Raw genomic sequence first — 24865 nt, 5'->3', positions numbered from 1 at the left:
TCGGCACAGGGGCTGTTCCGCATGCGCTGGGCAGACTCCGGCGCGGAGACCCGGCGCGCTGTCGGCAATGGCCTTTTGAGATGACTTGTATCAAGACGTTGCCTGGTTGATTGGGCTACAAGCACTCTGACCGAACTCTGGGTCGAGCCTTTAGGACCCCGGGTTCGAGCCTGTTGAATCAAAAATAACGATTAAAGTGTCGCGCTGAGGGGACCACCCCAGGCCGATACTCAAGGAATGAGTGCAATGGTTTTTTCCCTGCCCCAACTGGGCCTGTTGGGGGCGATGGCGTTCGTCACCCTGACCGGTCACGCCAGCGAGCCGATACCGGCAACGGCAACCGACAACGCGCTGATCGAGCGCGGTCAATACGTCGCCCAACTGGGCGACTGCATTGCCTGTCACACCGCCAAGGAAGGGCCGGTGATGGCCGGCGGGCTCGAACTGAAGACGCCGATGGGCACCATTTATTCGAGCAATATCACCCCCGACCGCGACACCGGTATCGGCAACTTCACCTTCGCCCAATTCGACCGGGCCATGCGCGAAGGCATCAGCCCGAACGGCAGCAATCTGTACCCGGCGATGCCTTATCCGTCCTACGCGAAGATGAGCGAAGAGGATATGCGGGCCCTGTACGCCTATCTGCTGCAAGGGGTCGAGCCGGTGCGCCTGCCGAATCGCGAAGCGGATATGAGCTGGCCGTTCAACCAGCGCTGGGGCCTGTCGCTGTGGAATTTCGCCTTCCTCGATACCGCGCCTTTTGTCGCCGACCCGACGAAGGACGAGGTGCTCAATCGGGGCGCTTATCTGGTCCAGGGCCTGGGTCATTGCGGCTCCTGCCATACACCGCGGGGCATTGCCTTCCAGGAGAAGGCCATGAGCGAGGCCGGGCGCCATGGCAAGCACTATCTGGCCGGTGAAACCGTCGAAGAGTGGCGCGCCCTGAGCCTGCGCAATCTGTGGACGGTGGATGACACCGTGCAGTTGCTCAAGACCGGGCAGAATCGCTTTGCCACTGTCTCGGGCAACATGGCGGATGTGATCCATCACAGCACCCAGCACTTCAGCGATGGCGATCTGATTGCGATTGCGACTTACCTCAAGTCCCTGCCGGCCGGCAAGGATGACCTGCCCATGCCGACCGAGGCCAAGGGCCCGTCGGCACCGGCGGCCAATCTGTTCAGTTCCCGGGGCGGGCTGGGGTATGCCCAGTTCTGCAGCGACTGCCACCGCCAGGACGGCCGGGGCGTTCAGGGCATGTTCCCGCGCCTGGCCGGGAACCCGAGCGTGGTGGCGACCACCCCGACCACCTTGTTGCACATCACCCTGACGGGCTGGAAAACCGCTCAGACCGCCGCTCACCCACGGGTCTACACCATGCCCGGTTTTGCCCGCCTTGCCGACACGGAAATCGCCGAGATTCTCAGCTTTATCCGCACCAGTTGGGGCAATGATGGCACGCCGATCAAGGCCAGCGAGGTCAAGGCCATGCGGGCCCAGCTCAACCCGGCGACCACCGATGAGTCAGGCTTTGAAACGCCACGCCTGGCCGACATGCTCGCCGCGCCCAATGCCGATCAGGTGGTGCGTGGCATGCGCTTGCACCTGGAAACCAAGGCGCTGCTACCGCAGAACGTCGGCAACTCGCTGAACTGCACCAGTTGCCATCTCAATGCCGGGACCGTGGCCGATGGCTCGCCGTTTGTCGGTGTCTCGGCGTTCTTCCCCAGCTACGCACCGCGTGCGGGCAAGGTCGTGACCCTGGAGGAGCGTATCAATGGCTGCTTCCGCCGTTCGATGAATGGCGCCCCGCTGCCGCCGCAATCGTCGGATATGCAGGCGATGGTCGCGTACTTCGACTGGATGAAACGCAACACCCAGGCCGGCGACAAGGTGGCCGGGCGTGGCGTGGGCAAGGTCGATCCGGCCATCAAGCCGGATGTGCACAATGGCGAGAAGATCTACGTGCAGCAGTGTGCGGTGTGCCACGGCCAGGATGGCGAGGGCCTCACGCGTGAAGATGGCCAGTTGATCTTCCCGCCGCTGTGGGGCGACCAGTCGTTCAATATCGGTGCCGGCATGGCCCGAACCTACACCGCGGCGGCTTTCGTCAAACGCAATATGCCGATCGGCTTCCACGAAAAATTCCCGCTGGGCCAGGGTGGCCTGTCCGATCAGGAAGCGGTGGATGTGGCCGAATACTTCTCCCACAAACCACGTCCGGACTTCCCCGATAAGGTCAAGGATTGGCCCAAGGACAAGCGTCCGGTGGACGCCCGCTACTAAGTGGCGTCTGCGACCTCGCGTCGGCTCCCCGCCGGCGTGAGGTCGATCGGCAGATGCGCCTGTACATAAGCCAGCAGTTTTTCCAGGCTCGCGTCGAGCGGCTCATGGGCCGTATCGAGGCGTAGCTGCGGAGCCAGTGGCGCTTCGTAAGGCGCGCTGACCCCGGTGAACTCGGCGAGCTTGCCGGCCCGGGCCTGACGGTACAGGCCCTTGGGGTCACGGGCTTCGCAGGTCGACAGATCAGCGGCGACATGAATCTCGTGAAAGCCCTGGGCGCAGCACTGGCGGGCCCGTTCGCGGTCCTCGCGATACGGCGAGATAAACGCGCTGATGCACACCAGCCCGGCATCGGCAAACAGCGCCGCCACTTCACCGACCCGGCGGATATTCTCGCGGCGGTCTTCGGGGCTGAAGCCCAGGTTGGCATTGAGCCCGGTGCGCAAATTATCCCCATCCAGTACATAGCAGGCATAGCCACGGGTACTGAGTGCCTGTTCCAGCGCCATTGCCAGGGAAGACTTGCCGGAGGCCGACAGGCCGGTCAGCCAGAGCACCGCACCGGCGTGGCCGTAGCGGGTGCGACGTTGGCTGGCGCTCAAGGCATGGCTAACGGGAGTCAGATGTGCAGTCATGATGGTTGGCTCGGGGAGCAGGTGGGAAGGTCGGCCAGCAGCGTGGGCCACAGCCGCGCCCAATCGTCTTCATGGCCCATGTCGGGGATCAGGCGCACCTGCGTGCAGTGGCCCGCGGTCGCCCGGGCGAAACGTCGGGCGATGTCGGGCGGGACGATTCGGTCGTCGCTACCCGTGAAGTGAATCTGGGGGATTGTGCTGACCTGGCGGGCGGCATCGATGGCGTTAAGCGAGGCCGGCATCGCCGAGACCTTGTGCCGGCGGTTGACTTCGGCCATATCGAGATTACCCGCGACGCTGCGCAGTGTGGCGATATCGTTGCGTCGAGCGGCGAGCAGCACCGCGAGCGCGCCGCCGCCCGAGTAGCCGATCAACTGGAGCGGGTGGCCCGGCACCTGTGCCGCGTAGTGGCTGAGGGCCTGGTCCATGGCCGTGACCACTTCCACGGCATAGCGTCGGTCAGTCCAGTAGGTTGCGGTACAGCGTGGGTTGCGGGCCATCGGGGTGAATTGGCAGGGGCGGGCGAGATAGACCACGTTGGCCGCCGGGTCGGCTGCGGCCAGCGCCAGCCCGAGCGCCTTGCGGGGCGTCGGGTCGAGGGACGGCTGGCTGCGGCTGCGCCAGGCAAAACCGTCGCCTTCGATATACACGTTCAAGGGCTGATCCAGGCGCGTGATCCGCGAGAAACTGGTCAGCACAAAACCGTCGGTCGTCACCTCGGCGCGCTGTAGACCTGCAGGGTCGGCAAGGGCCTGGGCGTGCCGGGCTTGCTCGACGCCGGGCGGTAGTTGAGCGCAACCGCCGAGCAGTGCCAGGCCGATCAGCCAGGCCATCAGAGGCCGAGTCATGGCACGCGGTTCTTGAGTTGGCGCAGTTGCTGCGCCATTTCGGCGAGCATCGGTGCCCATTGCTCCGGTCCGGGTTGGCGAAACAGCCGCACGCTTGGGTACCAGGGCGAATCGTTGCGGTCCAGCAGCCAGCGCCAGCAGGGGACGAACGCCAGCATGGCCCAGGCGGGCCGGCCCAGGGCGCCGGCCAGATGGATCGGCGCCGAGTCGACCGAGAGGGTCAGGTCGATCAGCGTCATGATCGCGGCCGTGTCCTCGAAATCGTCGATCTCATCGCTCAGGGCCACCAGGTCCATGCCCGGCGGCGGTGTGGCGGCCTGGGCGCTGGCCGGGCCTTTTTGCAGGGTGACAAAGGTGATGCCGGGCTGGGCCAGCGGCGCCAGGTCGTTGAGGGTCATGGACCGGCGGCAGTCATTGCTGTGGGTCGGTCGACCGGCCCAGACCAGGCCGACCAGGGGCCGGGGCAGGTCCGCCAGGCGCTGGCGCCATTTTTCTACCCGTACCGGGTCTGCACTCAGGTAGGCAACGCTGCCGGGCAGGTCACTCGGTTGCAGGTTCATGGCCAGCGGCAGGCTCATCAGCTCGCAATGGAAATCGAAGGGCGGTGGCAGCTCGCCGTAGGCGATGACATCGCGTTCACCCAGATAGCGGCGGGCTAACCCGAGTGTCTGCGGGTTGACCTCGAACACCACCCGGGCGCCACACCGCTCGCGGGCCCAGGCCACCATCCGCATAAATTGGAAGGTGTCGCCAAAACCCTGTTCGTCATGGATCAACAGCGTCTTGCCGGGTATCGGCTGGCCCTGCCAGCGCGGGCGCTGGACGGGCCGAGCCATGCCCTGGGTATGCGGTTGCTCGTAGCGAAAACGGTATTGCTGCCAGCCCCGGCTGAAGTCGCCGAGCAGCAGCAGGGTCTCGGCCAGGTCGAAACGGGCAGGCATATTGGCCGGCAACGTTTGCACGATCATTTCCTGGATCGCCAGGGCCTCGCCGATTCGCCCCTGCAGGCGCACGGCTCTGGACAGCAAGTGCCAGAGGCTCAGTGGGCCGGTGCCCGAGGCCAGTACCGGGCGCATCAGGGCTTCCAGGTCCCGGGGGCGGTTGGCTTCGAGCAGGGCGACGCCCTGTTGTTCCAGTTCGGCCAGGTTCATGGCTGCGCGACTCCCAGTGCGGCCAGCAGCGGCCCGAGCTGTTCGGCATGGGCACGCCAGCGGCCCTTGGAGGTGCGGTAGATCGGCTGGCGTACCTGAGTGGTGCTGGCGGTACGCACCATCCGTTCGGTGGTATGGAAATCCAGGCAGGCCGGGTCCCAGGGCAGGTCGATAAACGCGATCAGGCGTCGGGCCTGGCCTTCGAGGTCGTCGACCATGGCCTCGTAGTCGACTTCGATAAAGCACTCGGTAGGCAGGACGCTGCGCAGATGGGCCATCAATGTCTGATAATCACGGTGGAACTGGCCGAGTTCGGTCTGGTTATAGCTGAACCGCTGTTCGCCACCGAAATGCTTGCTGTAGCACGACAGGCAGGTATCCACCGGGTCGCGGCGGCTGTGGATGATTCGCGCGCCGGGCAGTATGAGTGGGATGAGGGCTGCGTAGAAAAAGTTGGCCGGCATCTTGTCCACCAGCCGTGGTGTGCCTTGGGCCAGGGGTTCGACGGTCGCCAGGTAGCTTGCGCCAATGGCCAGCAGCTCTGGCGAGGAGCTTTGCGCCAGGCTGTGGGGAAATGCGCCCCGGGCTTCGATGGCCAGGCGCAGATCCGCCAGTTCGCCGGCACCCCGGACCTGGGGGTGGGAGGCCAGGACCTGTTCGATCAGGCTGGTGCCCGAGCGTGGCATGCCGAGTACGAAGACTGGCAGCGCCGAGCCGCTCTGTGCGCCGGCCATGGCCTGGTAGCGCTCGGCCGGGAAGGCCGCGATGATTTCCCGTATCCAGCGGCTGGTGGTATGGGCGTCGTAGTCGAACGTGGCCCGTTTCAGCGCGTTGGCCGTGTTCAGATGGGCAAACGCGCGGGGCGAGTCGGTGAGGTCGAGGTAGGCCTTGCCGAGGGCGAAGTGCGCCGCCAGGCGGTCGTTCAATGCCAGGCCCTCGGGGTGGGCGAGCAGGGCTTCCAGGGCGTCGATATCGCGATCGCCGGCGCGGTATTTCTTGCTGTCGCTACGTGCGACCAGGGCCAGGGGCGAGTGGGGGAACGCCTTCAAGGCTTTGTCGAAATACTCATTGGCCCGCTCCGCCTGCCCGAGTTCCAGAAACAGCGAGGCGCTGGCCAGCAAGGCCCGTTCGGCCAGTGTTCCGGGCAGTTCGGCGGCCTGCTCGTAGTGGCTCAGCGCTTGTTCGTGGTGTTCGAGGGCCTGGAGGACATGTCCCAGGTTGAAGTGGGCGTTAGCGTTCTCCGGGGCCAGGTCGACGGCTTGCCTGGCACAGACCAGTGACTCTTCCAGGCGTCCGAGTTTTTTCAGGATCACGGCGCGGGCGGTCAGCCCGGCGACGTACTGGGGCGCGAAGCTGTGCAGGGCGTTTAGCCAGTGCAAGGCTTGTGCGTGGTTCAGCCGCGCGCTTTCGGCTTCGGCGAGGTTGAGGTAGGCATCGGCGAAGTGCGGATTGAGGTCGATGGCCCGCCGGGCACTGTGTGCGGCCAGTTCGAACTGGCCTTGGGACGTCTGCAGAAAGGCCAGGTTGCTATGGGCTTCGGCGTAGCCGGGGTCCAGGGCCAGGGCCTGGCGATAATGGTCCGCGGCCAGTTCCAGCTGATCGAGACGGCGGTAGGTATTGGCCAGGTTGTTGTGGGTCAGGGCCGAGTCGGGTTGCATCGCTAATGCCCGTTGCAGGCAGTCGCGGCTGTACTCCAGTTGCCCGCACTCTTGGAGGATGATGCCCAGGTTGCTCCAGCCGGCCAACAGTTGCGGATCGCGGGCCACGGCTCGCTCGCCGGTTTGCCGGGCCTCGTCGAGCCAGCCTTTTTGTCGGCACATCTCGGCCAGGTTACTCAGGTGGTTGGCCGACGCCTGCTCGCCCTGGCACGCCTGGCGCAGCAAGTCGATGGCCAGGTCCGGCTTACGATAGGCATGGGCGATGACCGCCAGCAGATTAAGGGCGTCGGGCTGGGCCGGGATGGCTGCAAGCACCCTGCGGCACCAATGTTCGGCCTGTTGCGCCTGGCCGGCATTCCAGTGGGACTGGGCCAGGTTCAGCGCCTGGTCGAGGGTTAGGTCCGTTGTCGGGGAATCGGGTGCTTCGCTCATACCGGCTCTTTGCAAAATTAGGGGCTGCCGCGCAGCCGACTGTACGTAAAAAAATCCGGGCTGGCATCTGTGAAAACGCCCATTGGCGCGAGGGCGCCAATGGGCGTTGACCAGCCTATTGCCAGGACGCCTTAGAAGTCCCAGCGCGCCTGGATATTGCCGGTATTGGCGGTATAGCCGCTGCCCGCTTCCAGGGTGTACTTGGCCGACAGGCTCAAGCGGTTGCTGCGTACCAGGGTCACGCCCAGGTTCAACACGCCGGTGTCGTTGATCGCCGACGGGCCGTTGCTGGCGAAGCTGGTTTCCCCGGCGACATCCGCCGAGTAGTTGGCCACCGAGCGCAGGCCTTTGTCACGGAACTCATGACGCCAGGTCAGCTGAGCCGCCGGGATCAACTCGCCATAAGAGGTGGCGAACGAACGCTCCAGCTTGGTACCCAGGTCGCTTTTCAGCGAGTTGATATCGTCGGAGTTGACGTGCAGTGCCGCGCCATTACCGCCTTTCTCGGTATAGCTGTCCTGCTTCAAGGTGCTGTAGGTCAGCCCCGCAATCGGCGTCAGGGTGGTTTTCGACCCCAGGTCGATCGGGTAGCCGGCCTGGACGGCGGCCAGGTACTGCATGCCGTCGTAATTGCCTTTGGCGGTGCCGTCGAAGCCGGTGATGCTGATCTGGCGCTTGGTGTCGTACTGATGCTGCACGGCACCGGCCGACAGGTTCAGGTACCACGGGTTGGCGGTGTAAGTGGCGTAGGCGATCAGGCCGTAGGAGTCGATGTCGGCCGAGTTGTGCTTGTTCGCGCCATCGTTGTTCACCGAGGTGCTGGCGTAGCTGAACAGACCGCCGGCACGCCAGCTGTCATTCAACTCGGCATCGGCGCCGATCAGCATGCCGTGGTAGTTGGCGTGGTAGCCGGCGATGTCTTCGCGCTCATCCTGGCGCGAGGAACCACCAAAGGCCTGGCCCCACAAGCCGCCGCCGTTGGCGCCTTCACCGGTGGCGATACCGCTGGAACCGTTGCCGGCCTGGGCGGTGCGCAGGCTGTCCATATGGCTGCTGGCGACTTCAAACACTTGCTGGGTCGAACCGGTGGACGCCGTGGCCGCAGCCGATGCGGTCGACGTCGGGCTCAACTGGGCGCCGCCGCTGTTGCCGGACGAACCGAGGGCCGCGCCGGCGCGAGCCAGGTTCATCAGTTGTTCGTCGGTGCCCTGGTACTGGAACAGGCCGCCCAGGGAGGAGCGCGCATCGCGGGTAGTCGCGCCATTGATGGCATTGCTTGAACTGCCGACGACGGTCAGCACCAGGCCATTGGCACCGGGGTTGCCACTGAGGGCAATGTTTTCGCCGGTTAAGCGCAGGCCGTCGGCAGCCAGGGTGTAGTTGAGCGTGTTTTCGTTGAACTGGGAGTTGGCGCCATCAGTGGCACCGATAACCAGATAGCGCTGGCCCTGGGCAAAGGCGTAGGTGCTGCCGGTCTTGGTCAGTCCGACACTGGTGCCGGAGGTGAGCGTTACCGCCCCATTGACATACAGACGTCCATACCCGCCATCGAAGGCAGGGTTACCCGTGGCTTGCGCGTTATCGGCGACCCCGAACACCAGGCCGGCACCGGCAGCCTGGGTGTAGTTGCCCCAGAGGGTGATGTCATTGTTGATCTGCAGCGTGGCACCGTTGTTCATCACGGAATAAAGAGTGCCAAGGCTGCCGGCGTTGGTGTCGACGACCTCAATATTGTCGTTGAGCAACAGCTTGCCAGTGTTGAACAGTACATTGCCGTAGCGGTTTTGGATAAGACCAACATCCTGTCCGGAAATCGAGCCCAGAGACCCGGTCAGTACACCGGCGATCGAGCCGCTGGCGCCGTTGATGATCAGATTATCGCTTGTCTCGTTGATGATCTTCCCGGCAATGGTCCCCGAGTTGTTGATGGGGCCCAGCACGCCGCCATTCCAGATAGCCACCTCATCGCTGCGGATCAGCCCGCTGTTGTTGAGTGTGCCAATGGTGCCATAGGCTTCATTGTAAATAGCGGTACTGGCGCCGCTGATGGTGCCGCCGGCATTGTTGATCAGGGTGGAGATATGGCCGCCATAGGTGTTACTGATACCAACGGAGCCTCCATCGATTAGACCGCTGTTGATGAGCGCACCGATGGTGCTCCCGGCGTTTTGGATGGCGGCTTCGTCGCCCTGGATGGACGCCCCTGCGTCGTTCAGCAGCAGGCCGATGATGCCGTATGCCGAGCCTTGGTTGTAGAGGCCGAATTGCTCACCAACGATCAGATTGGTGTTGTGCAGGCTCCCTATCGATCCCGAGTTATGGATCCCCTTGCTCTGGGAACCTTGGGCACTGATGGTGCCATCGTTGGTCAGGTTGTAGAGGGTGCCGGCGAATTCGTTGCGAATGCCTACGGCGCCAACACTGGAACCGCCGGTTTGCGTACTGCGGATGGTGCCATTGTTGTCCAAGGTCATGATTAGACCGTTGTTCGAAACACCTGCACCGCCCAAGGCTATGGCAGAGCCTGAGGTGCTTGTGCTGCTCTGGATCAGGCCGTCATTGATCAGAGCACTGAGGGTTGCGTTATTGGCGTTTAACAGGCCATGACCCACGTTGTGGATGCCGGCTGGAATAGTCAGATTGCTGCCGATGGTGCCAGTGCTGGTGTTGTGTAGTGTGTTGATGACGCCCGCGTTGAGGATGCCAGTGCCGCCTGGTACGGAGCCGTTACTGCTTGAGGTGATGGTGCCCGAGTTGGTCAGGACAGTGATGGAGGTGTTGTTGTCAAGGCCGCTCGCGTTGCCATTGATGCGGCCGCTGTTGTCGATCGAACCCACCGAACTGATAAGGGCGTTGAGGATAATGGCACTGCTGTAGTAGTTGTTGGCCTCAATGACGCCGGTGCTGGTATTGATGATTTTGTCGATGCGGGTGACCGCATTCTGCTGGTTGGCGATGGCGTGAGAATCAGCACTGATGGTGCCGCTATTGCTCAGGGTTCCGAGTTGCGGGCCAATGACGGTGACACCTAGTGTGCTGCTGGAACTCGTGATTGAGCCACCGGGGAGCACCGTCAGGTTGCCATCTGTCCAGTTTACTCCCCCAGTTGGGGCACTGATGATTTGGTCGCCCGGGGTTGCGGCGGCAAAGCTATTGGCCAACGTCGCGGCGACGGCGACGGCCAGAATGGTTTTGCGCCCGGGTGACAGACGTTTCGTTGTGCTGTGGTTCATGCAAGTGATCCCCGATGGAAGCCCAGAATGTTGTGTGGCAGCGTTTTTTATTGGTGGGTAGGAATGTGGCGCCATTTTTATGGCGCTTCTACGCATTCTCTTGCAGCAAGACTGTTTCTATTAATTTTTTGACACGTTATAGCGAAAGTCGCAATTTGTGAAAAATAATTGCTAAAGGCCACTATGGTTGTCTAGTCCTCTGCTTGGAAAAAGCGCCGGCGTCTCGACGAGAAAGCGGTGCAGGGGGCTGGCGGTCGTTTCTGGCAGCCTTTGCGCGTGACGGACGCGGTGGTGCCGGGCGGGGTCGAACGGATGGGCCCCCATACGTGGGGTGCAACCGCTGATATGAGCGATCTAGAAAGCATTCAGGGGGCGCCGACGCCGAACAGCAGGGCTGCCTGAATGGCACTGCCTTGGCGCTCAGCGCCGATGGTCAGCACTTCGCTGCATCCTTGCGCTTGGCTGCGCTGCTGGGTGTGCCCCGCCGGGATCGAGCGGTGCGGCCCGGCGTGGCAATTCGGTGGAGGACTTTCTTGTATTCAGTGCCGCCTATGAGGCGGCCTTGGCGGCCCCGTCGGCTTGTACCGTTTTGGCAGGCGCCTTCAGCGAGCCGATATACACCGCCAATACCGTCAGCACGGCGCCACCGATCTGCATCGCCGAGGTCGGTTTATGCAGGAATACCACGTCGATAAAGTAGGTAATCACCGGCTCCAACAACAGGATCAGCCCCGCCAGCCCCAGGCTGATAAAGCCGATGGAGCGATTGACCAGCAGCCAGCCGACAAACTGCACCAGCACGCCGTAGATCATCAGCATGATCAGCGTCTGCAGATCGACGATGGCCAGGCTTTCACCGGTGATCCAGGCGTAGCCGAGCATGATGCCGGCCGCCCACAGGCTCAGGTTGAGCATCTGTGCCAGCTTGTCGCCACCGCCCTGGGGCAGGCGGGAATTGATCTTCAGGAAGTACACGCAGATGGCGTAGGCCAACCCGGAAAGCACCCCAAAGACCACGCCCTGGATGCCGATCGCCGAATCCATTTCCGGCAGCAGCAAGAGGTACAGGCCGATAAAGGCCAGGCTGATTGAAATCACGAAGTAGAGCGACGGACGCTCCTTGAGCAGCGCCAGGCCCAGCAGGGTCATGAAGAACACCTGGCAGTTGGTCAGGATCGAACCGATGCCCGGGCCGACGATATAGATGCTCAAGTGCCAGAGAATCAGGTCAATGGCCAGGAACAGCCCGGCCAGCGCGGTATACAGCCGGGCCTTGGGGTGTGGCAGGCGCACCGGTACGCGGCGCACCTTGAGGCAGGCGTAGAACAGCACGCTGGCAAACAGCATGCGGTAGAAACCCGCGCCACCGGCACCGATATTGGCGAATGCCACCGCCAGTGCCGAAAGGCTGAGCATCAGGCCGCCGACCGTCAGCTCCAGGACCGCCCTAGGATTGGACATGGCTGCCCCCGTGTTCAGTGCTGGCCAGTGCCAGCCAGCGACCTATGGGGGCGTAGTCCAGAATCTGCGTGCTGTAGTCCTGGAGATCGGCAGGGATCGGGATACCAAAGCGGCGCAGGCGAAACACCACCGGTGCATACATCGCATCGACAATGCCAAACGCCCCGCAGAGAAACGCCGTGCTGCCGCTGCTGGCACGCAGTTGGCGCCAGAGGGTGAAGATCCGCTGGATCTCGACCTCGGTAGCGACCGTCAATGCCGGTGCGCTGTCGCCCGTTGACAGGCCAAAGGACAACTGGGTGCGCAGATGCTCAAAGCCACTGTGCATTTGCGCAACCGCTGCCCAGGCCAAGGCCTTGACGCGCGGATCGGCGGGCCATAGCGGCACTTCGGGATGACGACTGGCGATGTATTCACAGATCGCCAGGCTGTCATTGATGACCAGCCCGTCGTCGAGCAGCACCGGGACTTTGCCCGACGGTGAGTAGCGCAGGATCTGCTCACGGCTATGGGGCTGCTCCAGGGCGACCTGGATGACTTCGAAGGGCACGCCTGCGGTGACCAGAACCAGCCAGGCGCGCAAGGACCATGAGGATTTGTTGTAGTCGCCGATAACCAGTTGGGCGGTCATGATGATTCCTGGATTGCTGTCGAGGGTGGGTGCTAAATTTAGCGACCGCGCGCGCCCGGCGTATTGCACAAAACTGGACATCTGGATGGACGACAATCGGCGTTCCACGGCTCAAGCCAAGGCCAGTGCGGACTTTTCGCAGTTCTGGCGCATCCCTGAAGGCAACAGTGAGTTGCTGTCCGCGCGCTATAGCCAACAGTCCTTTGGCCGCCATTGCCATGAGCGCTATGCCATTGGCGTGATCAGCCACGGTGCCGAGAGGCTCTATTACCGGGGTGCCCACCACCTGGGCGGGGCCGCCAGTGTGGTGACGCTGACCCCCGGCGAGATCCATGATGGCCTGCCGGGCAGCGCTGAGGGCTGGGCCTATCGCATGCTGTATATCGACCCGACCTGGCTCAATGAGGTGGTGCTGCGCGGGCGTTTCGGTCGCGAGCATGTCCATCTGTTTCGTGACGCGCTGACGGTCGATCCGCTGTTTGCCCGGACTTTTTTGCAGCGCCACCAATTGATCGAACACTCACCGCCAAGCCTGGAGCGTGAAACGTTATTGCTGGATCTGCTCGATCAACTCTTTCAGCGCACTGCCACGGGCCGCCAGGACAGCGACGCGCGCGAGCGTGAGGCGGTCAAGCGGATCAAGCACAGGCTCGACCAGCAGTTCGATCAGACACTGTCGCTCGACGAACTGGCCCGGCATGCGGGCCTGGACCCGCTGTACATGATCCGGGTGTTCAAGCAGAGCGTGGGGATTTCGCCCCACAGCTACCAGATTCAGAAACGTATCGCCCGGGTCCAGGCCTTGTTGCGCGGCGGCAGTGGGCTTGCAGAGGCGGCGTTTGCCTGTGGCTTCTTTGATCAGAGCCATATGGCCCGGGCGTTCAAAAAAGTGGTCGGCGTAACGCCCGGGCGATTTCGCCTCGGGCAGTAGCGAGGGCGCCTGACTAGAAACTGTACTTGGCCGAGAGCATGGCATTACGTGGGTCGCCATAGACATTGAAGGCGTTCCAGGTATTGCTGTTGATGCTCTGGTAGTACTTTTTATCAAACACGTTGTTCACGTTCAGCCGCAGGTCGAGCTGTTCCGAGGCCTTGTAGCCCAGCATCAGGTCCACCAGGGTGTAGCCCTCCTGTTCGATCCGGTAGCCGCTGCCTTGGTTGAAGGTGGTGTTCTGGCTGCTCAGGCCGCCACCGACGCGCCAGCGCTGGAGTTCGCCTGGCAGGGTGTAGGTGGTGTTCAGCTTGAACTGATGACGCGGCAGGTCACTGTTGAAGAGTCGGCCTTCATTGCTGGCCACGGCATCCTTGCGGTACTTGGCCGAGTTGTAGGTATAGCCGGCAGCCAACTGCCAGTTGGGTGTCAGTGCGCCGTTGACCTCCAGCTCCAGCCCTTCACTGCGGACTTTGCCCGAGGCGATGTAGCAGGAGGTGCCCGCCGGCGCCATGCAGCCGATGTTGGTGACCGAGGCGCGATTTTCCTGGTCGATGCGATACACCGCGGCACTGGCATTGAGCGCGCCCTCGAAGAACTCACCCTTGATGCCCGCTTCGTAGTTTTTACCGGTAATGGGCTCGATCGGTGAGTTACTGGTGTCGACCACGCCTTGCGGGCTGAAAATGTCGGTGTAGCTGACATACACCGAGTAGGTCTCGTTGAGGTCGTAGATCAGCCCGGCGTAGCGGGTGAGATTGCGCGTGACCTTGTCATACCGGGTGGTCAAACCGGTGGTGTCGATCTTGTAGTCGTACCAGTCCAGGCGACCGCCGAGGATTAGGTGCAGGGGCTCGGCCAGGCTGAAGCGGCCGGTCAGATAGGTGCCGCTTTGCTCGGATTCGGTCTGCATCCCCCAGGCGTTCATGTTAACCGTGGGTTTGGGGACTACATGGGGGTTCCAGTTGTAGATGTCGATATTGGTCGCGGTTAGTACGGTCGTGCCATGCCCCTCGAAGGACTCGCGACGATGGCTGGCGCCCACCACCAGCTCGTGCTCGCGGTCGAACAGTTGGAAGGGGCCGGTGGCAAACAGGTCGTAGCTGCTCTGGTCGTTTTCATAGCGAAACTTCCCGGTCATCTGGTTGAACGTGTTGTTCCCGCCGTCGGTGGCGTAGGAGGCCAACAGGTCAAGCTTGGCCCAGCGCTTGGTCGCCGCCAGGCGCAGCTTCCAGTCGTTGTCAAAGCGTTGCTCCAACTCGGCGAAGACGCTGTTGTTGTCCTGATCCCAGCGACCCCAGTCGTTGCCCAGGTAGGTTGAACGCGACAGCTTCAGGTCACGGCCGTCGCTGGCGGTTGGGACGCCACCCCAGGCGGTGCGGTTGTTGAGGTTCTGGTTCGAGGCACCGAAGGTCAGCAGGGTCGAATCCGTCAGGTCGATTTCCCCGATGCCGTAGAACAGGCTGTGCTCTTTGTGGACGACATCCTGGAAGCTGTTGCGGGTCTGGTAGCTGGTCACGGCCCGGCCACGGACCGTGCCGTTGGCATTGAGGGCGCTGGAGGCATCGAGTTCACCGCGGTAGTTGTCCCAGGTGCCGGCACTGGCGCTGAGGCTGACGCGCGGGTCCTTGGTCGGGCGTTTGCGCACCAGGTTGATGGCCGCCGAGGGGTTGCCCGAGCCGGTCATCAAACCGGTGGCGCCACGGACGATTTCAACCCGGTCGAGCATGGCGGTGTCGGCAGCGGCAATGGTGTCGCGGGCGGTGTAGTGGGAGACGGTGGTGGGCAGTCCGTCGTAGAGAATGTTGTCGACGCTGAAGCCGCGAGCGTAATACGTCGGGCGTTCGGGGCCGTCGTTGGACAGGGTCAGGCCGGGGGTGTCCCTGACCACGTCGTGCAGGGTCTGCATGCCTCGGTCGTCCATGCGCTGGCGGGTGACCACGGACACCGACTGGGGTGTCTGTCGCGCCGTCAGGGCCAGCTTGGTTGCCGTCTGCATGGGGCCGCTGGTGTAGGAACCGGAGTCTTCGGTGGTTGCGCCCAGTGCTTGGCCGTTGATGGTGGTGGCGCCGAGCTCCAGTGCATCGCCTGTTTCGACGGCGGGCACCAGGCTGTAGCGTCCATCGCTTTCACGTATGGCTTGCAAGCCGCTGCCGCGAAGCAATTGGCGCAGCCCGTCGTCGACACTGTAGCGGCCTTCAAGGCCCGGGCTGTGGCGGCCCCGGGTGAGGCTGGCATCGAACGACAGGACCACACCGGCTTCGGCGGCAAAGCGGGTCAAGACCTGGCCCAGATCGGCCTGAACTAGATGGTAGAGCTGCTCTTGCGCCACGGCAGGAAGTGCCAGGGGCAGCATAAAGGCGCTGCAGAGCAGGGCCCGGCGCAGCGGTGGCAGGTAGCGGGTGTAGGGAGCCGAAGGTCGGCGTGGTGCGGTCATGGATGATCGTTCTCGTCGGGTTGCCAGGCCTTATCGTTAGGCCGTTTCCCATAAGTCGAACGAGAACGGGAATAAATATCATTGGCCGAAAGACTTTTTTCTCCGGGCCCAGCTTCAGGCCGGCAGTAGCGTGACCCAGTAGCGCGTGCGTTGCACCACACGAATCGGGAGGGAGCCGGCGAGGGCCCGCAGGATCTGTTCGCTGTCATCGATCTCGAAGGTCCCGCTGATCCGCAGCCCTGCCACGGCCGGGTCGCAACGCAGCCAGCCCCGGCGATAGCGCGCCAGTTCAGCGATAAAGGTATCCAGGCGCTGGTCATTGGCAATCAACAGGCCCCGGCTCCAGGCCTCGCTGGCACTGTCGAGCACGGTGGGTGCCTGGATACCGTAAGCGTTGAAGCGACAGCCCTGGCCGGCTGACAGAAGGGCGGTATCGCCCTGGGTCGTGGTGATGTGTACCTGGTGTTCAAAGACTGAAACCAGTGTGTCGGGCCCCTGTTCGCGGACCGAAAAACGTGTGCCCAGGGCGCGGACCAGGCCCTGGGGGGTCTGTACGCTGAAAGGGCGGTGCAGTGAGTCAGTGCTCGTCGTGATGAGGACTTCTCCCTGCTTGAGACGTACCAGGCGTTGCTGCGCGTCAAACCGGATATCCACCGCGCTGTCGCTATTGAGTAGCAATCGGCTGCCGTCTGCCAGCAAGACCGGTCGCCGTTCGCCCAGGCGGCTGTGATAGTCGGCCAGCCAGGGGCCATCACGGACCTGGCGATAACCGCCCCAGCCCAGGCTACTGCCGCCGACCAGGATGACGAGCCCCTTGAGCACGCCCCGGCGATTGGCCCGGCGCTCGCGGGTGGCCAGATCCAGGGTCCGCTCGGCAAGCGGGCCGGGGACCCGTTGCAGCCGTTGTTGCAAACGCTCGGCCTGCTGCCAGGCCCAGCCATGCTGTGGCGCGGCATTGAGCCAGGTGTGCCAGGCCAGTTGATCGTCTTGGGTCGCGGTCTCGGCATTGAGCCGGGTGTACCAATGGGCGGCCTGTTCCAGGGCGGCCATTTGTTCTGCGCTGATCGCCGGCATTTTCAAAGCTCGTTCTTGAGGCTGTAGAGCAGGCAATGCTGGACGGCCTTGGCGATATAGCGGTTGACCGTTATCAGCGAGACATCGAGCGTTTCGGCGATGGCCTTGTAGGTCATGCCCTCCAACTGCGAGAGCAGGAACGCCTGGCGTACGTTGTCGCCCAGTGCCGCAAGCATGGCGTCGAGTTCGCACAGGGTATCCAGAAGAATCAGCCGACTTTCCGGGGAAATATCCAGCGCCTCGGGTTGTTCAGCCAGGGCTTGCAGCCAGGCCCGTTCCAGGCGCAGACGGCGAAAGTGATCGATCATCATGCGCCGGGCAATGGTCGCCAGGTAGCCACGGGGCTCGCGTACGGCCTTCAGTTTGCTGGACGCATCGCGCGTGCCGAGAATACGCACGAACACGTCCTGCACCAGATCGGCTGCCAGGTGATGGCAATCCACCCGGGGGCGCAGCCAGCCCTGTAGCCACCGATGCTGCTCCTGGTAGATCTGGCTGACCTGCTCGCGCAGGACGGGATCGTGACTCGGCATGACGAATTCACTGTTTCAAATGGGAAGTATTATCATTCTAGAGGGCTTGCTCCATGCCGGGCAAGGGGCCACTACCCGGTGCTGGTTTCGCCGTGGCCTGGCAGGGGCACCGTTTCGGCGGGGGCTTGTCGCGAGGAGAGCAGGCAGGGATGACAGCGCGTACACGCCACAGGCTCAGGGCGCCGAGCCTTGAGCCTGCCACGCGTGCGGTGGTGAGGGGCCTCGCTTGTCAGTCGGTCGGCCTGCGGTTAGTGGGTCAGGGCCGGTTCGGTGGGGCAGGCTGGCGCCAGCCCCATAAATTTGCGTACCCGCTCGCCACTCGGATCGTGGCGGATAGTGTGCGGGGCGGCATCGAGCCGGACCTTGCCATCTTCCATAAAGATCACCCGGTCGGAGATCGACAGGGCAAAGTCCATTTCATGGGTCACGATCACCATGGTCATGCCCTCGCTGGCCAGGGCGCGGATCACATTCAGCACTTCGCCCACCAACTCGGGGTCCAGGGCCGAGGTCGGTTCGTCGAAGAGCATGATGTGCGGTTGCATGGCCAACGCCCGGGCAATCGCCACCCGTTGTTGCTGGCCGCCGGACAATTGATGCGGGTATTTGTGCGCGTGGGCCAGCAGGCCAACCTTGTCCAGCAGCCCGTAGGCGCAGCGGTTGCTCAGGCGTTTGGCTTCGCCGTGAAAGCGCGGTGCCAGGCCGATGTTGTCCAGCACAGTGCGGTGGGGGAACAGGTTGAAATTCTGGAAAACCATGCCAATGCTGCGCACGCCACGGCGGATACGGGCGGTGTTGGGCTTGTCCCGCGGGCCGATAAAGTCGGCGCCAAACAGCTGGATCGTGCCTTGGTCGATGCTTTCCAGGCCATTGATGGTGCGGATTAATGAGGTTTTGCCTGAACCCGAAGGGCCGATAATCGAGATCACCTGGCCGGGCTCGACCTGCAGGTCGATGCCCTTGAGGACCTGATGCTCGCCATAGCTTTTGTGGATATTGCGCAGTTGCAGTGCCGCGCCACCGGTTGGCACGCCAGTCTTGGCGCGGTTCGCCGCCGTTGCGGCCTGGGCCCGCAGTGCGGCGGTGCCTGCGTTGTCGAGGGTGCCGGCGTTGCGCCGGTTCGGGTCGAGGTAGTGCTCAAGCCACTGCAGCAATTGGCCGAACACGGTGACGATCAGCACGTAGTACACGGCCACGGCCAGCAGGGTTTCCATCACCAGGAAGTTCTGCGCATAGAGGCGCTGGCCCACGGTCAGGATTTCGGTCAGGGAGATCACCGAGATCAGTGAGGTCAGCTTGACCACCGTGATGTACTCGTTGATCAGCGTCGGCAGGGAAATGCGGAAGGCCTGGGGGATCACGATCAATCGTTCGATGCCCAGGGCGCCGATGCCCAGGGCCCGGCCGGCTTCGCGCTGGCCCTTGAGTACGGCGATCAGGCCGCCGCGATGGATCTCGGCCATATAGGCCGCTTCGGTGACCACCAGCGCGATCAGCCCGGAGTAGAAGGGGTTTTGCAGCACACCGCCAGCAGACGGAAACAGCTGCGGAGCGTTGTACACGAACACCACCAGCACCAGCAGCGGCACGCTGCGGAAAAACCAGATATAGGCCGAGGCCGGTACGTTCAAGAAGCGATTTTTCGACAGTTTGGCCGAGGCCAGGACAAAGCCGAGTACCAGGGCGATGGCCCAGCTCAACGCGCTGAGCTCGATCACCACCAGGCAGGCGTGCCAGAACGCCGGCATGGAAAACAGCGAGAAGAAGTACGTCCAGTCAAATTGCATGGAAACCTCGCACGGGCGGCCTTTTGCAAGGACGCCCTCCAGGGCGTGAAGCGATTATTGGGGGATGTCGTCGAGGCTGTACTGCTTGAGGATCGCCGCGTGTTCGCCATTGGCCCGGCTGTTTGCCAGGGCCTTGAGCAGGGCCTGGTAGGTCGCCTCGTTGCCTTTTTTCACATAGATGCCGAGGGTCTGCGGGTAGACGTTTTTCTCCGAGATCACCACCACGCGTCCGCCGGTACGTTCGACGATCATTCGCGCGGCGCCGCTGATTTCCACCTGGGCCTCGATATTGCGCGACATCAGTGCCTGGGTGACTTCCGGCGAGTTGGGGTATTCGTTCACGGTGATCGCGCCCTTGTTGTTGGGCACGCAGTAGTCGCTGGAGAGCTGGCGGAACTTGCCGACCCAGAGGCTCGATTGCAGCAGGCCGATCTTGTGTCCGCAGAGGTCTTCCGGGGTTGAGGCTTTGAGCGTGCTGCCCTTGGGCGCGAGGATCGAGGCGCCCGATTGGGCGTAGGGAATCGCCTGGGCCTGGGCCTCACGTTCGGGGGTGATGTACATGCCGGAAATGATCGCGTCGTAGTGACCGGCATTCAGGCCCATGATCAGGTTGGGGAACTTGGTATCGATCATTTGTGGCTTGAGTTCGAGAAAGCGCGCCAGGGAGTCGATCAGGTCCGGGTCGGAGCCGATGATCTTGTCGCCGTCATAGGATTCGAACGGTGGGTAGGTGATTTCCATGCCGATCTTCAGCACGCCTGGGGTGCCGGTGACGGCGGCCAGGGTCTGGGTGCTGCACAGCAGGGCGGCGGTGAGCAGGGCAATGCGGGTAAAGCCGATGGTCGGGGCAGGCATGATGAGGGCTCCAAAAATATCGGGCGTGGCCGTCCCGGTAGTGGCGCAGCGGGGCGCTGCCGGGGCAGTGATTACCAGGGGGTTGAGCGCCAGCGAGCTGGCGCTTGCACGGGGGCGGTCGGGGCGGGTTACTCGTCGTCCCGCGCCGGGATCCACCACTCTTCGCCGCGCACGGTGCTGATGTATTCCGGCCAGCGGAAACGGTGCGGCACCTGGAAGTCGGCCGGTAGCAGCGGGGCTTGCCAGTGTTCGCCACCGATACCACCGCCGGTACGCTCGTTGAACTCGCGCTGCGCCGTGCCCAGCAGGTCGGGGTCGGCGAACAGTTCGACCAGGGTGCTGGCAATGGTCTTGGCCGCCACGTCGATCATCGGATCAATGGTTTCAGGGATGCCGCCCAGGGCATTGGAGACCCAGTCCGGGTAGGTGTAGCCGGCCGGCGCGCTGAGCATCGGCCGTGCGACATAGAGGCGTACGGTCGGGCAATGCCAGGTGTATTCCGGGTAGTCGTCGGAGGTCAGGTATTTCTGCCAGGCCGGCATTTGCAGGCGCATCTGCCGCTCGCATTCCTGGGGCGTGATCAGGGCTTCGGTCGCCGGCAGGAAGGGCTCGGCCATGGGCTCGAGTGCCAGGTTGCTCTGGATCTCCTGGGCAATGGCGATGGCGTCGGCGCCCCAACGGGGTGCGCCGATCCGGGCCAGGTTGTCGTAGGTCGCCTGGGCCAGCGCATGGTTGGCCAGGCCACCACGGGACTTGCAGATCCAGGTCTTTTTCCACTGGCAACCGGTGGCCAGGGCGGTGGCCGTGGCGTTGTTGTCCATCACCTGGGAAATGGTTTCGGCTTGCTCGATGGAGTCGCAACGCAGCAGGTACTGGATCTGCGACACATGGGGCGGCAAGTTGTCGGCGGTGGCCTGGCCGGCGGTCAGGATCGCTTCGTTGAAACTCCACAACCCGGTAAAGGGCAGCGTCGAGCGGCGCAGGCTCTCGTTGAGCGTGTAGAAGTGCACCAGTGCGTCGTTGGCCCCCGGCGCCCGGGCCGCCAGGTGGTTCTGCGGGATAGGGCTGTATTTATCGGCGGCGATCCAGTTCTGCGGGTCTTCGCAGGTGAAGGTATAGATATAGGCGTAGGCGATGCCGCAGTGGGTGTCCCAGGTGGTGGTGTTGTTCAGCGGCAGCATATAGGTGGGGTGGAAGCTGATGGCCGCGTCGAGATCGTTGTAGTAACCCTTGGCCGCATGGACCGGCTTGGACGCCCGGAGCTTTTCCGCCGGCTCGCCGAAGAACTTGAGGGTGCCTTTGAGGCCGAATTCGAGCATCGCGGCCTTCGCGGCCAAGGCGCCGCCCAGGGCGCTGATGCCCAGGGCCGAATGCGGGTCGGTGTGCCCGGGGGCGAATTTGGACAGGCCATCGCGTGGCATCTTACGGGTCGTGGCGGCCTGGCAGTTGCCGGGCACCGCGTCGTACTCGGCGTAGGTGGCCAGGACTGGGCCGTCGCCATTGCGAAAGGTCGCGCAGAAGGCGGTGGGCATTTCGCCGCTGCCTTCCTCGACGTCGAAGCCTTCGCGACGCAGCAGGTCGACGTACCAGGCGCAGGATTTGTATTCGCGAAAGGCCGGCTCGGCGAAGTGCCAGATGGTCTGGTGCCATTGGGACAGTTGGGCGCGATGCCGGGTGATCCAATCCACGGCGAATTGTTGTTGGGGCTGCATGGAGATGTCCTCGAATACTTTTTGTTTTTGTCGTTCAGGACCCGCTGGAGCCAGTGCGCCTCTGGTCTGCCGGGTGGGTCCAGTATTGAGGAAGGGGGGTGAATAACAATCGAAAAAAGTTGGCGGGCACAGGCCAAATAGTTTCACTATTCGGCCTTGCCTCAAGCCTGTAGAAGGCGCCCATTACAAGAAGAAAAGGAGCCCCGGCATGCGCTTTCCGTCCATGACCGCCTTGCGTGCCCTCGATGCAGTGGCCCGTCTTGGCAGTGTTTCAGCGGCCGCGACCGAGTTGAGCCTGACCCGTAGCGCCATCAGTCATCGCTTGCACAATCTGGAGGAAAAACTCGGCGTCCCGCTGATCGAGCGCGATGGCCGTGGCATCAAGCTCACCTACGAAGGCGAGCGATATGCCCATGAGGTGCACATGATTCTGTGCCGTGTACAGGAGGCCGAGCGGCGGTTTGCCGGGCACAAGGTCAGCGGGCGCCTGTGCGTCAGTTGCAACCCGGGTTTCGCCAACTATTGGCTGTGCCAGCATATCGGCGACTTCCTCCAGCAATACCCCCATGTGCAATTGCAGGTGGTGTCGCCGCGCACCACGGATGACACCAGTGATCCGGCAGTCGACCTGTTTATCGCCTATGGCGCGGGTGACTGGCCCCATCAACTGGTGCAGCAGATCGTTGCCCTGCATTACTTCCCCGTGGCCAGCCCGCGGCTGATCAACGCCAAGAAAGGCCTCAAGCATGCCGCGGACTTGGCGGCCCACACCCTGCTGCATATGAATGACTACGCAGACTGGAAAACCTGGCTCGCCACCGTGGGTGCCAGCGGGATCGATGCCACGGCCGGGGTGTTGTTCACCGATGCCAACTGCGCGATTTCCGCCTGCATCGCCGCCCAGGGCGTGTCCATTGGCGATAATCTGCTGTGCGGTGATGCGCTGACCCGCGGCCTGCTGGTGCGCCCGTTCGAGATGTCCATCGAGTCGAGCCGTGGTTACTACCTGGTGTGCGACAGCCTCAAGGGCGAGCGGCCGGTGGTCCAGGCCTTTAGCCGCTGGCTCAAGGAGCGGGTGCCGGCCACCACACCGAACATGAGTGCGGCAGCGGACGGACGCTGAACCGGGCTACTGCGGTTCGAGCATGCGCGTCGGTGGCGCGCCATTGGCGTTGTGTTGGTAGATGGTCGAGGGTTGGCCCTGGGCATTGAAAAACACCTGGCCGACCCCGGCCGAATTCCACAGCCGTTCGCCCGCTTCGGCGTGTTCGGGAATATGCGGGATCACGCGCATGGTGCGCCGCCGGGTGAAGCCGTTGAGGGGTGAGCGCGGCGAATAGAGCCAGCGATTGAGGCGGTCGAACCACGCCAGCAGGCGATGGGGAAACTCATTCTTGATGCCGCTGCTGGTGATCTGCCAGATCTTCGGGCCAGCGCTGCGATGGCGGATCAGCACGTCGTAGACAAAGGAGTAATGCACGTCGCCGGACAGAATCACGTAGTTACCCGGCGTGCGCGAGTGGCGGAAAATATTCAGGATCACCTGGGCGGCGCCACGATGGGCCATCCAGTTTTCCGCATCCACCAGCAGGGGATAACCGCACCAACTGAAGACCTTCTGCACCGCCTCGATCAGCTTGACGCCGAACACCGGGGTCGGTGACACGATGATGGCGCACGGGTGGTCGAGCAGTTCCTGCTGCAACTCGCACAGCGCCTCCCAGTCGAGCAGCCCCGAAGGTTGGCTCAGGTTGAATTCGCTGCGCCAGCGGCGCGTGCGGATGTCCAGCACCACCAGGGCCGGAGTGGTGGGCAGCACGTAGTGCCAGTGCTGGAAAGCCAGCAGTTGCTCGATCAGGCCATCCTGGTGCTTGGCGTCCAGTGCGCCCTGATTGGCCAACGCGGCCTCGCCCAGGGCTTGGCACTGGCCTGTCAGTTCGCCGAAGACCTCGGGGTTGTTGCCCCAACCCTGGCACAGCAGGTAGGCGAGCAGGGCGTTGCCGATAATCCGGCGGGAAAACGGATGGCCGTAGGCGGTCTGCTCCCATTGCGCGCTGAGGTTCCAGTCATCGGTTATATCGTGGTCATCGAAAATCATCAGGCTGGGCAGATGGGCCAGGACCCGAGCCGCACCGCCGAGGCCTTCGACAAAGGCGTCGATACGCTGCTGTTCGAGCTGATAGCGGGCCTGCCTGGCGGGTGTCAGGGTTGGCGGCTGCGGGTCGATCAGGGTCCAGGGCACGGGGGACCAGACCAGGAGGTACATGGCCAGAACCTCGGCAAAGGTCACCAGGTGATTGTCGGCGGTGCTGCTGGTAAAGATCGGTTTGCTGACCCCACCAAAAAACCGTTCGCGCAGGCTTTCGTTGCTTTTCAGGGCTGGCAGCAACTCGGCGCGGTGGTAGTAGCTGGCGGGGTGCTGGTAGAGCGCCGCGCTCTGCTGGACCACGGCGCCGTCGAGGGTCTCGTCGAACAACTCCAGGCGCGCGATCAGCGCATGGATGGCCCGTAGCATGGGCCCGGCCACATCGTCGGCGTAGATCTGGTCGCCGCTCATCATCAACAGGGCTGGCCGTTGCGTGGGCGGTGGCGTATCTGCCAGCAGGCGGTCGATGCACAGCAGTCCGTCGGCGGACGGATGGTGTGGCTTGCGACAGGAACCATGGAGCAGATTGCCGATGCGGCTGGCCAGGACAAAGTCTGGCGAGCGGGCGTCGCCATAGAGCAGGTGGGGCGCCCAGTCGGCGATGCCCGACAGCTCGCCGTTATCGCCGACCACCAGCAGGTCATAGGCGATGGGTGTGTCCTGGGGCAGTGCCGGGTCGGGGATCGGCACCTCGAGCAGGTGGACAAAGGCGTGCCGTCCGACGGGCAGCACCTGGCAGTGTTCGCTGCCCAGCGGGAACTCGAGCCGGGTGGGCGTGGCGTCGCCTTCGCGGAAACTCAACTGCAAGCGCAACGCCAACGGGCGTGAACCCACCAGCCAGAACACCAGGCACGTGGGCGTCAGGCGCCGCAACAGCGGGCCAGCAAGAACGGGAGGCAGAGTGGGCAGCGGTTGCGGCATGGGTGGCGCGAAGCTCCAGGGCAAAGTTGACCGGGTAGGGTAACGCAACAGATGTCAGTGTTTTGTGAGCCGGTGAGGGTTGATGGCGCCGTTTCCCGGGTCGTATTGACTGGCTAGCGCCGAATTTGCCCAAG

At 63.2% G+C, this 24865-nt stretch carries 17 protein-coding genes; 3 read left to right on the top strand and 14 right to left on the bottom strand.

Annotation, left to right across the window (positions count from 1 at the left end; genetic code table 11):
- Positions 1-246 precede the first annotated feature (246 nt).
- A complete protein-coding gene (locus tag NPS46_RS04455) occupies positions 247-2289 on the top strand; it encodes a c-type cytochrome (protein WP_274105199.1) in 2043 nt (680 codons plus the stop codon).
- Here NPS46_RS04455 and cysC read toward each other — a convergent pair.
- The 7 genes from cysC to NPS46_RS04420 form a co-directional block, all read right to left on the bottom strand.
- Positions 2286-2921, bottom strand: coding sequence for an adenylyl-sulfate kinase (gene cysC / locus NPS46_RS04450; RefSeq protein ID WP_274105198.1), 636 nt, complete (start codon positions 2919-2921; stop codon positions 2286-2288). The two genes, NPS46_RS04455 and cysC, sit on opposite strands and share 4 nt — an antisense overlap.
- Positions 2918-3769 (bottom strand): alpha/beta hydrolase, encoded by an 852-nt coding sequence (locus tag NPS46_RS04445; RefSeq protein WP_274105197.1) that lies wholly within the window; start codon positions 3767-3769, stop codon positions 2918-2920. Before NPS46_RS04445 ends, cysC begins: the two co-directional genes overlap by 4 nt.
- On the bottom strand, positions 3766-4920 hold the full coding sequence (locus tag NPS46_RS04440) for a hypothetical protein (RefSeq protein WP_274105196.1): 1155 nt from the start codon (positions 4918-4920) through the stop codon (positions 3766-3768). Before NPS46_RS04440 ends, NPS46_RS04445 begins: the two co-directional genes overlap by 4 nt.
- Positions 4917-7010, bottom strand: coding sequence for a tetratricopeptide repeat-containing sulfotransferase family protein (locus NPS46_RS04435; protein ID WP_274105195.1), 2094 nt, complete (start codon positions 7008-7010; stop codon positions 4917-4919). Before NPS46_RS04435 ends, NPS46_RS04440 begins: the two co-directional genes overlap by 4 nt.
- A gap of 131 nt (positions 7011-7141) precedes the next feature.
- The gene (locus NPS46_RS04430; protein ID WP_274105194.1) at positions 7142-10243 is read right to left on the bottom strand and encodes an autotransporter outer membrane beta-barrel domain-containing protein; all 3102 of its coding nucleotides are present in this window, start codon (positions 10241-10243) and stop codon (positions 7142-7144) included.
- Positions 10244-10792: 549 nt separating this feature from the next.
- The gene (locus tag NPS46_RS04425) at positions 10793-11704 is read right to left on the bottom strand and encodes a DMT family transporter (protein ID WP_274105193.1); all 912 of its coding nucleotides are present in this window, start codon (positions 11702-11704) and stop codon (positions 10793-10795) included.
- A complete protein-coding gene (locus NPS46_RS04420; protein ID WP_274105192.1) occupies positions 11691-12335 on the bottom strand; it encodes a glutathione S-transferase family protein in 645 nt (214 codons plus the stop codon). Before NPS46_RS04420 ends, NPS46_RS04425 begins: the two co-directional genes overlap by 14 nt.
- An 85-nt stretch (positions 12336-12420) precedes the next feature.
- Here NPS46_RS04420 and NPS46_RS04415 point away from each other — a divergent pair, with 85 nt between their 5' ends.
- Positions 12421-13266, top strand: a complete 846-nt coding sequence (locus tag NPS46_RS04415; protein WP_274105191.1) for a helix-turn-helix domain-containing protein — start codon at positions 12421-12423, stop codon at positions 13264-13266.
- Between the two features lie 13 nt (positions 13267-13279).
- Here the strand turns inward: NPS46_RS04415 and NPS46_RS04410 are convergent, their stop codons facing one another.
- The 6 genes from NPS46_RS04410 to NPS46_RS04385 form a co-directional block, all read right to left on the bottom strand.
- The gene (locus tag NPS46_RS04410) at positions 13280-15703 is read right to left on the bottom strand and encodes a TonB-dependent siderophore receptor (protein ID WP_274105190.1); all 2424 of its coding nucleotides are present in this window, start codon (positions 15701-15703) and stop codon (positions 13280-13282) included.
- Between the two features lie 114 nt (positions 15704-15817).
- Complete coding sequence (locus NPS46_RS04405; protein WP_274105189.1) at positions 15818-16777, bottom strand: FecR domain-containing protein; 960 nt, start codon at positions 16775-16777, stop codon at positions 15818-15820.
- Positions 16778-16779: 2 nt separating this feature from the next.
- The gene (locus NPS46_RS04400) at positions 16780-17310 is read right to left on the bottom strand and encodes a sigma-70 family RNA polymerase sigma factor (protein ID WP_274105188.1); all 531 of its coding nucleotides are present in this window, start codon (positions 17308-17310) and stop codon (positions 16780-16782) included.
- Positions 17311-17558: 248 nt separating this feature from the next.
- Positions 17559-19097 (bottom strand): amino acid ABC transporter permease/ATP-binding protein, encoded by a 1539-nt coding sequence (locus NPS46_RS04395; protein WP_274105187.1) that lies wholly within the window; start codon positions 19095-19097, stop codon positions 17559-17561.
- Positions 19098-19151: 54 nt separating this feature from the next.
- Positions 19152-19952: a transporter substrate-binding domain-containing protein gene (locus tag NPS46_RS04390; RefSeq protein WP_274105186.1), complete on the bottom strand. Its 801-nt coding sequence runs from the start codon at positions 19950-19952 to the stop codon at positions 19152-19154.
- A 128-nt stretch (positions 19953-20080) separates the two neighbouring features.
- A complete protein-coding gene (locus NPS46_RS04385) occupies positions 20081-21664 on the bottom strand; it encodes an amidohydrolase (protein ID WP_274105185.1) in 1584 nt (527 codons plus the stop codon).
- 208 nt (positions 21665-21872) lie between these two features.
- Here NPS46_RS04385 and NPS46_RS04380 point away from each other — a divergent pair, with 208 nt between their 5' ends.
- The gene (locus NPS46_RS04380; RefSeq protein WP_274105184.1) at positions 21873-22787 is read left to right on the top strand and encodes a LysR substrate-binding domain-containing protein; all 915 of its coding nucleotides are present in this window, start codon (positions 21873-21875) and stop codon (positions 22785-22787) included.
- A gap of 6 nt (positions 22788-22793) precedes the next feature.
- Here the strand turns inward: NPS46_RS04380 and NPS46_RS04375 are convergent, their stop codons facing one another.
- Positions 22794-24731, bottom strand: coding sequence for an alkaline phosphatase D family protein (locus NPS46_RS04375; protein ID WP_274105183.1), 1938 nt, complete (start codon positions 24729-24731; stop codon positions 22794-22796).
- Positions 24732-24865: the final 134 nt, after the last annotated feature.

This window comes from Pseudomonas putida (assembly GCF_028682395.1).
GTDB classification, from domain to species: domain Bacteria; phylum Pseudomonadota; class Gammaproteobacteria; order Pseudomonadales; family Pseudomonadaceae; genus Aquipseudomonas; species Aquipseudomonas putida_AB.
Note: the sequence above shows the minus strand (reverse complement) of the source record. Positions and strands in the feature narration are given on the sequence as shown.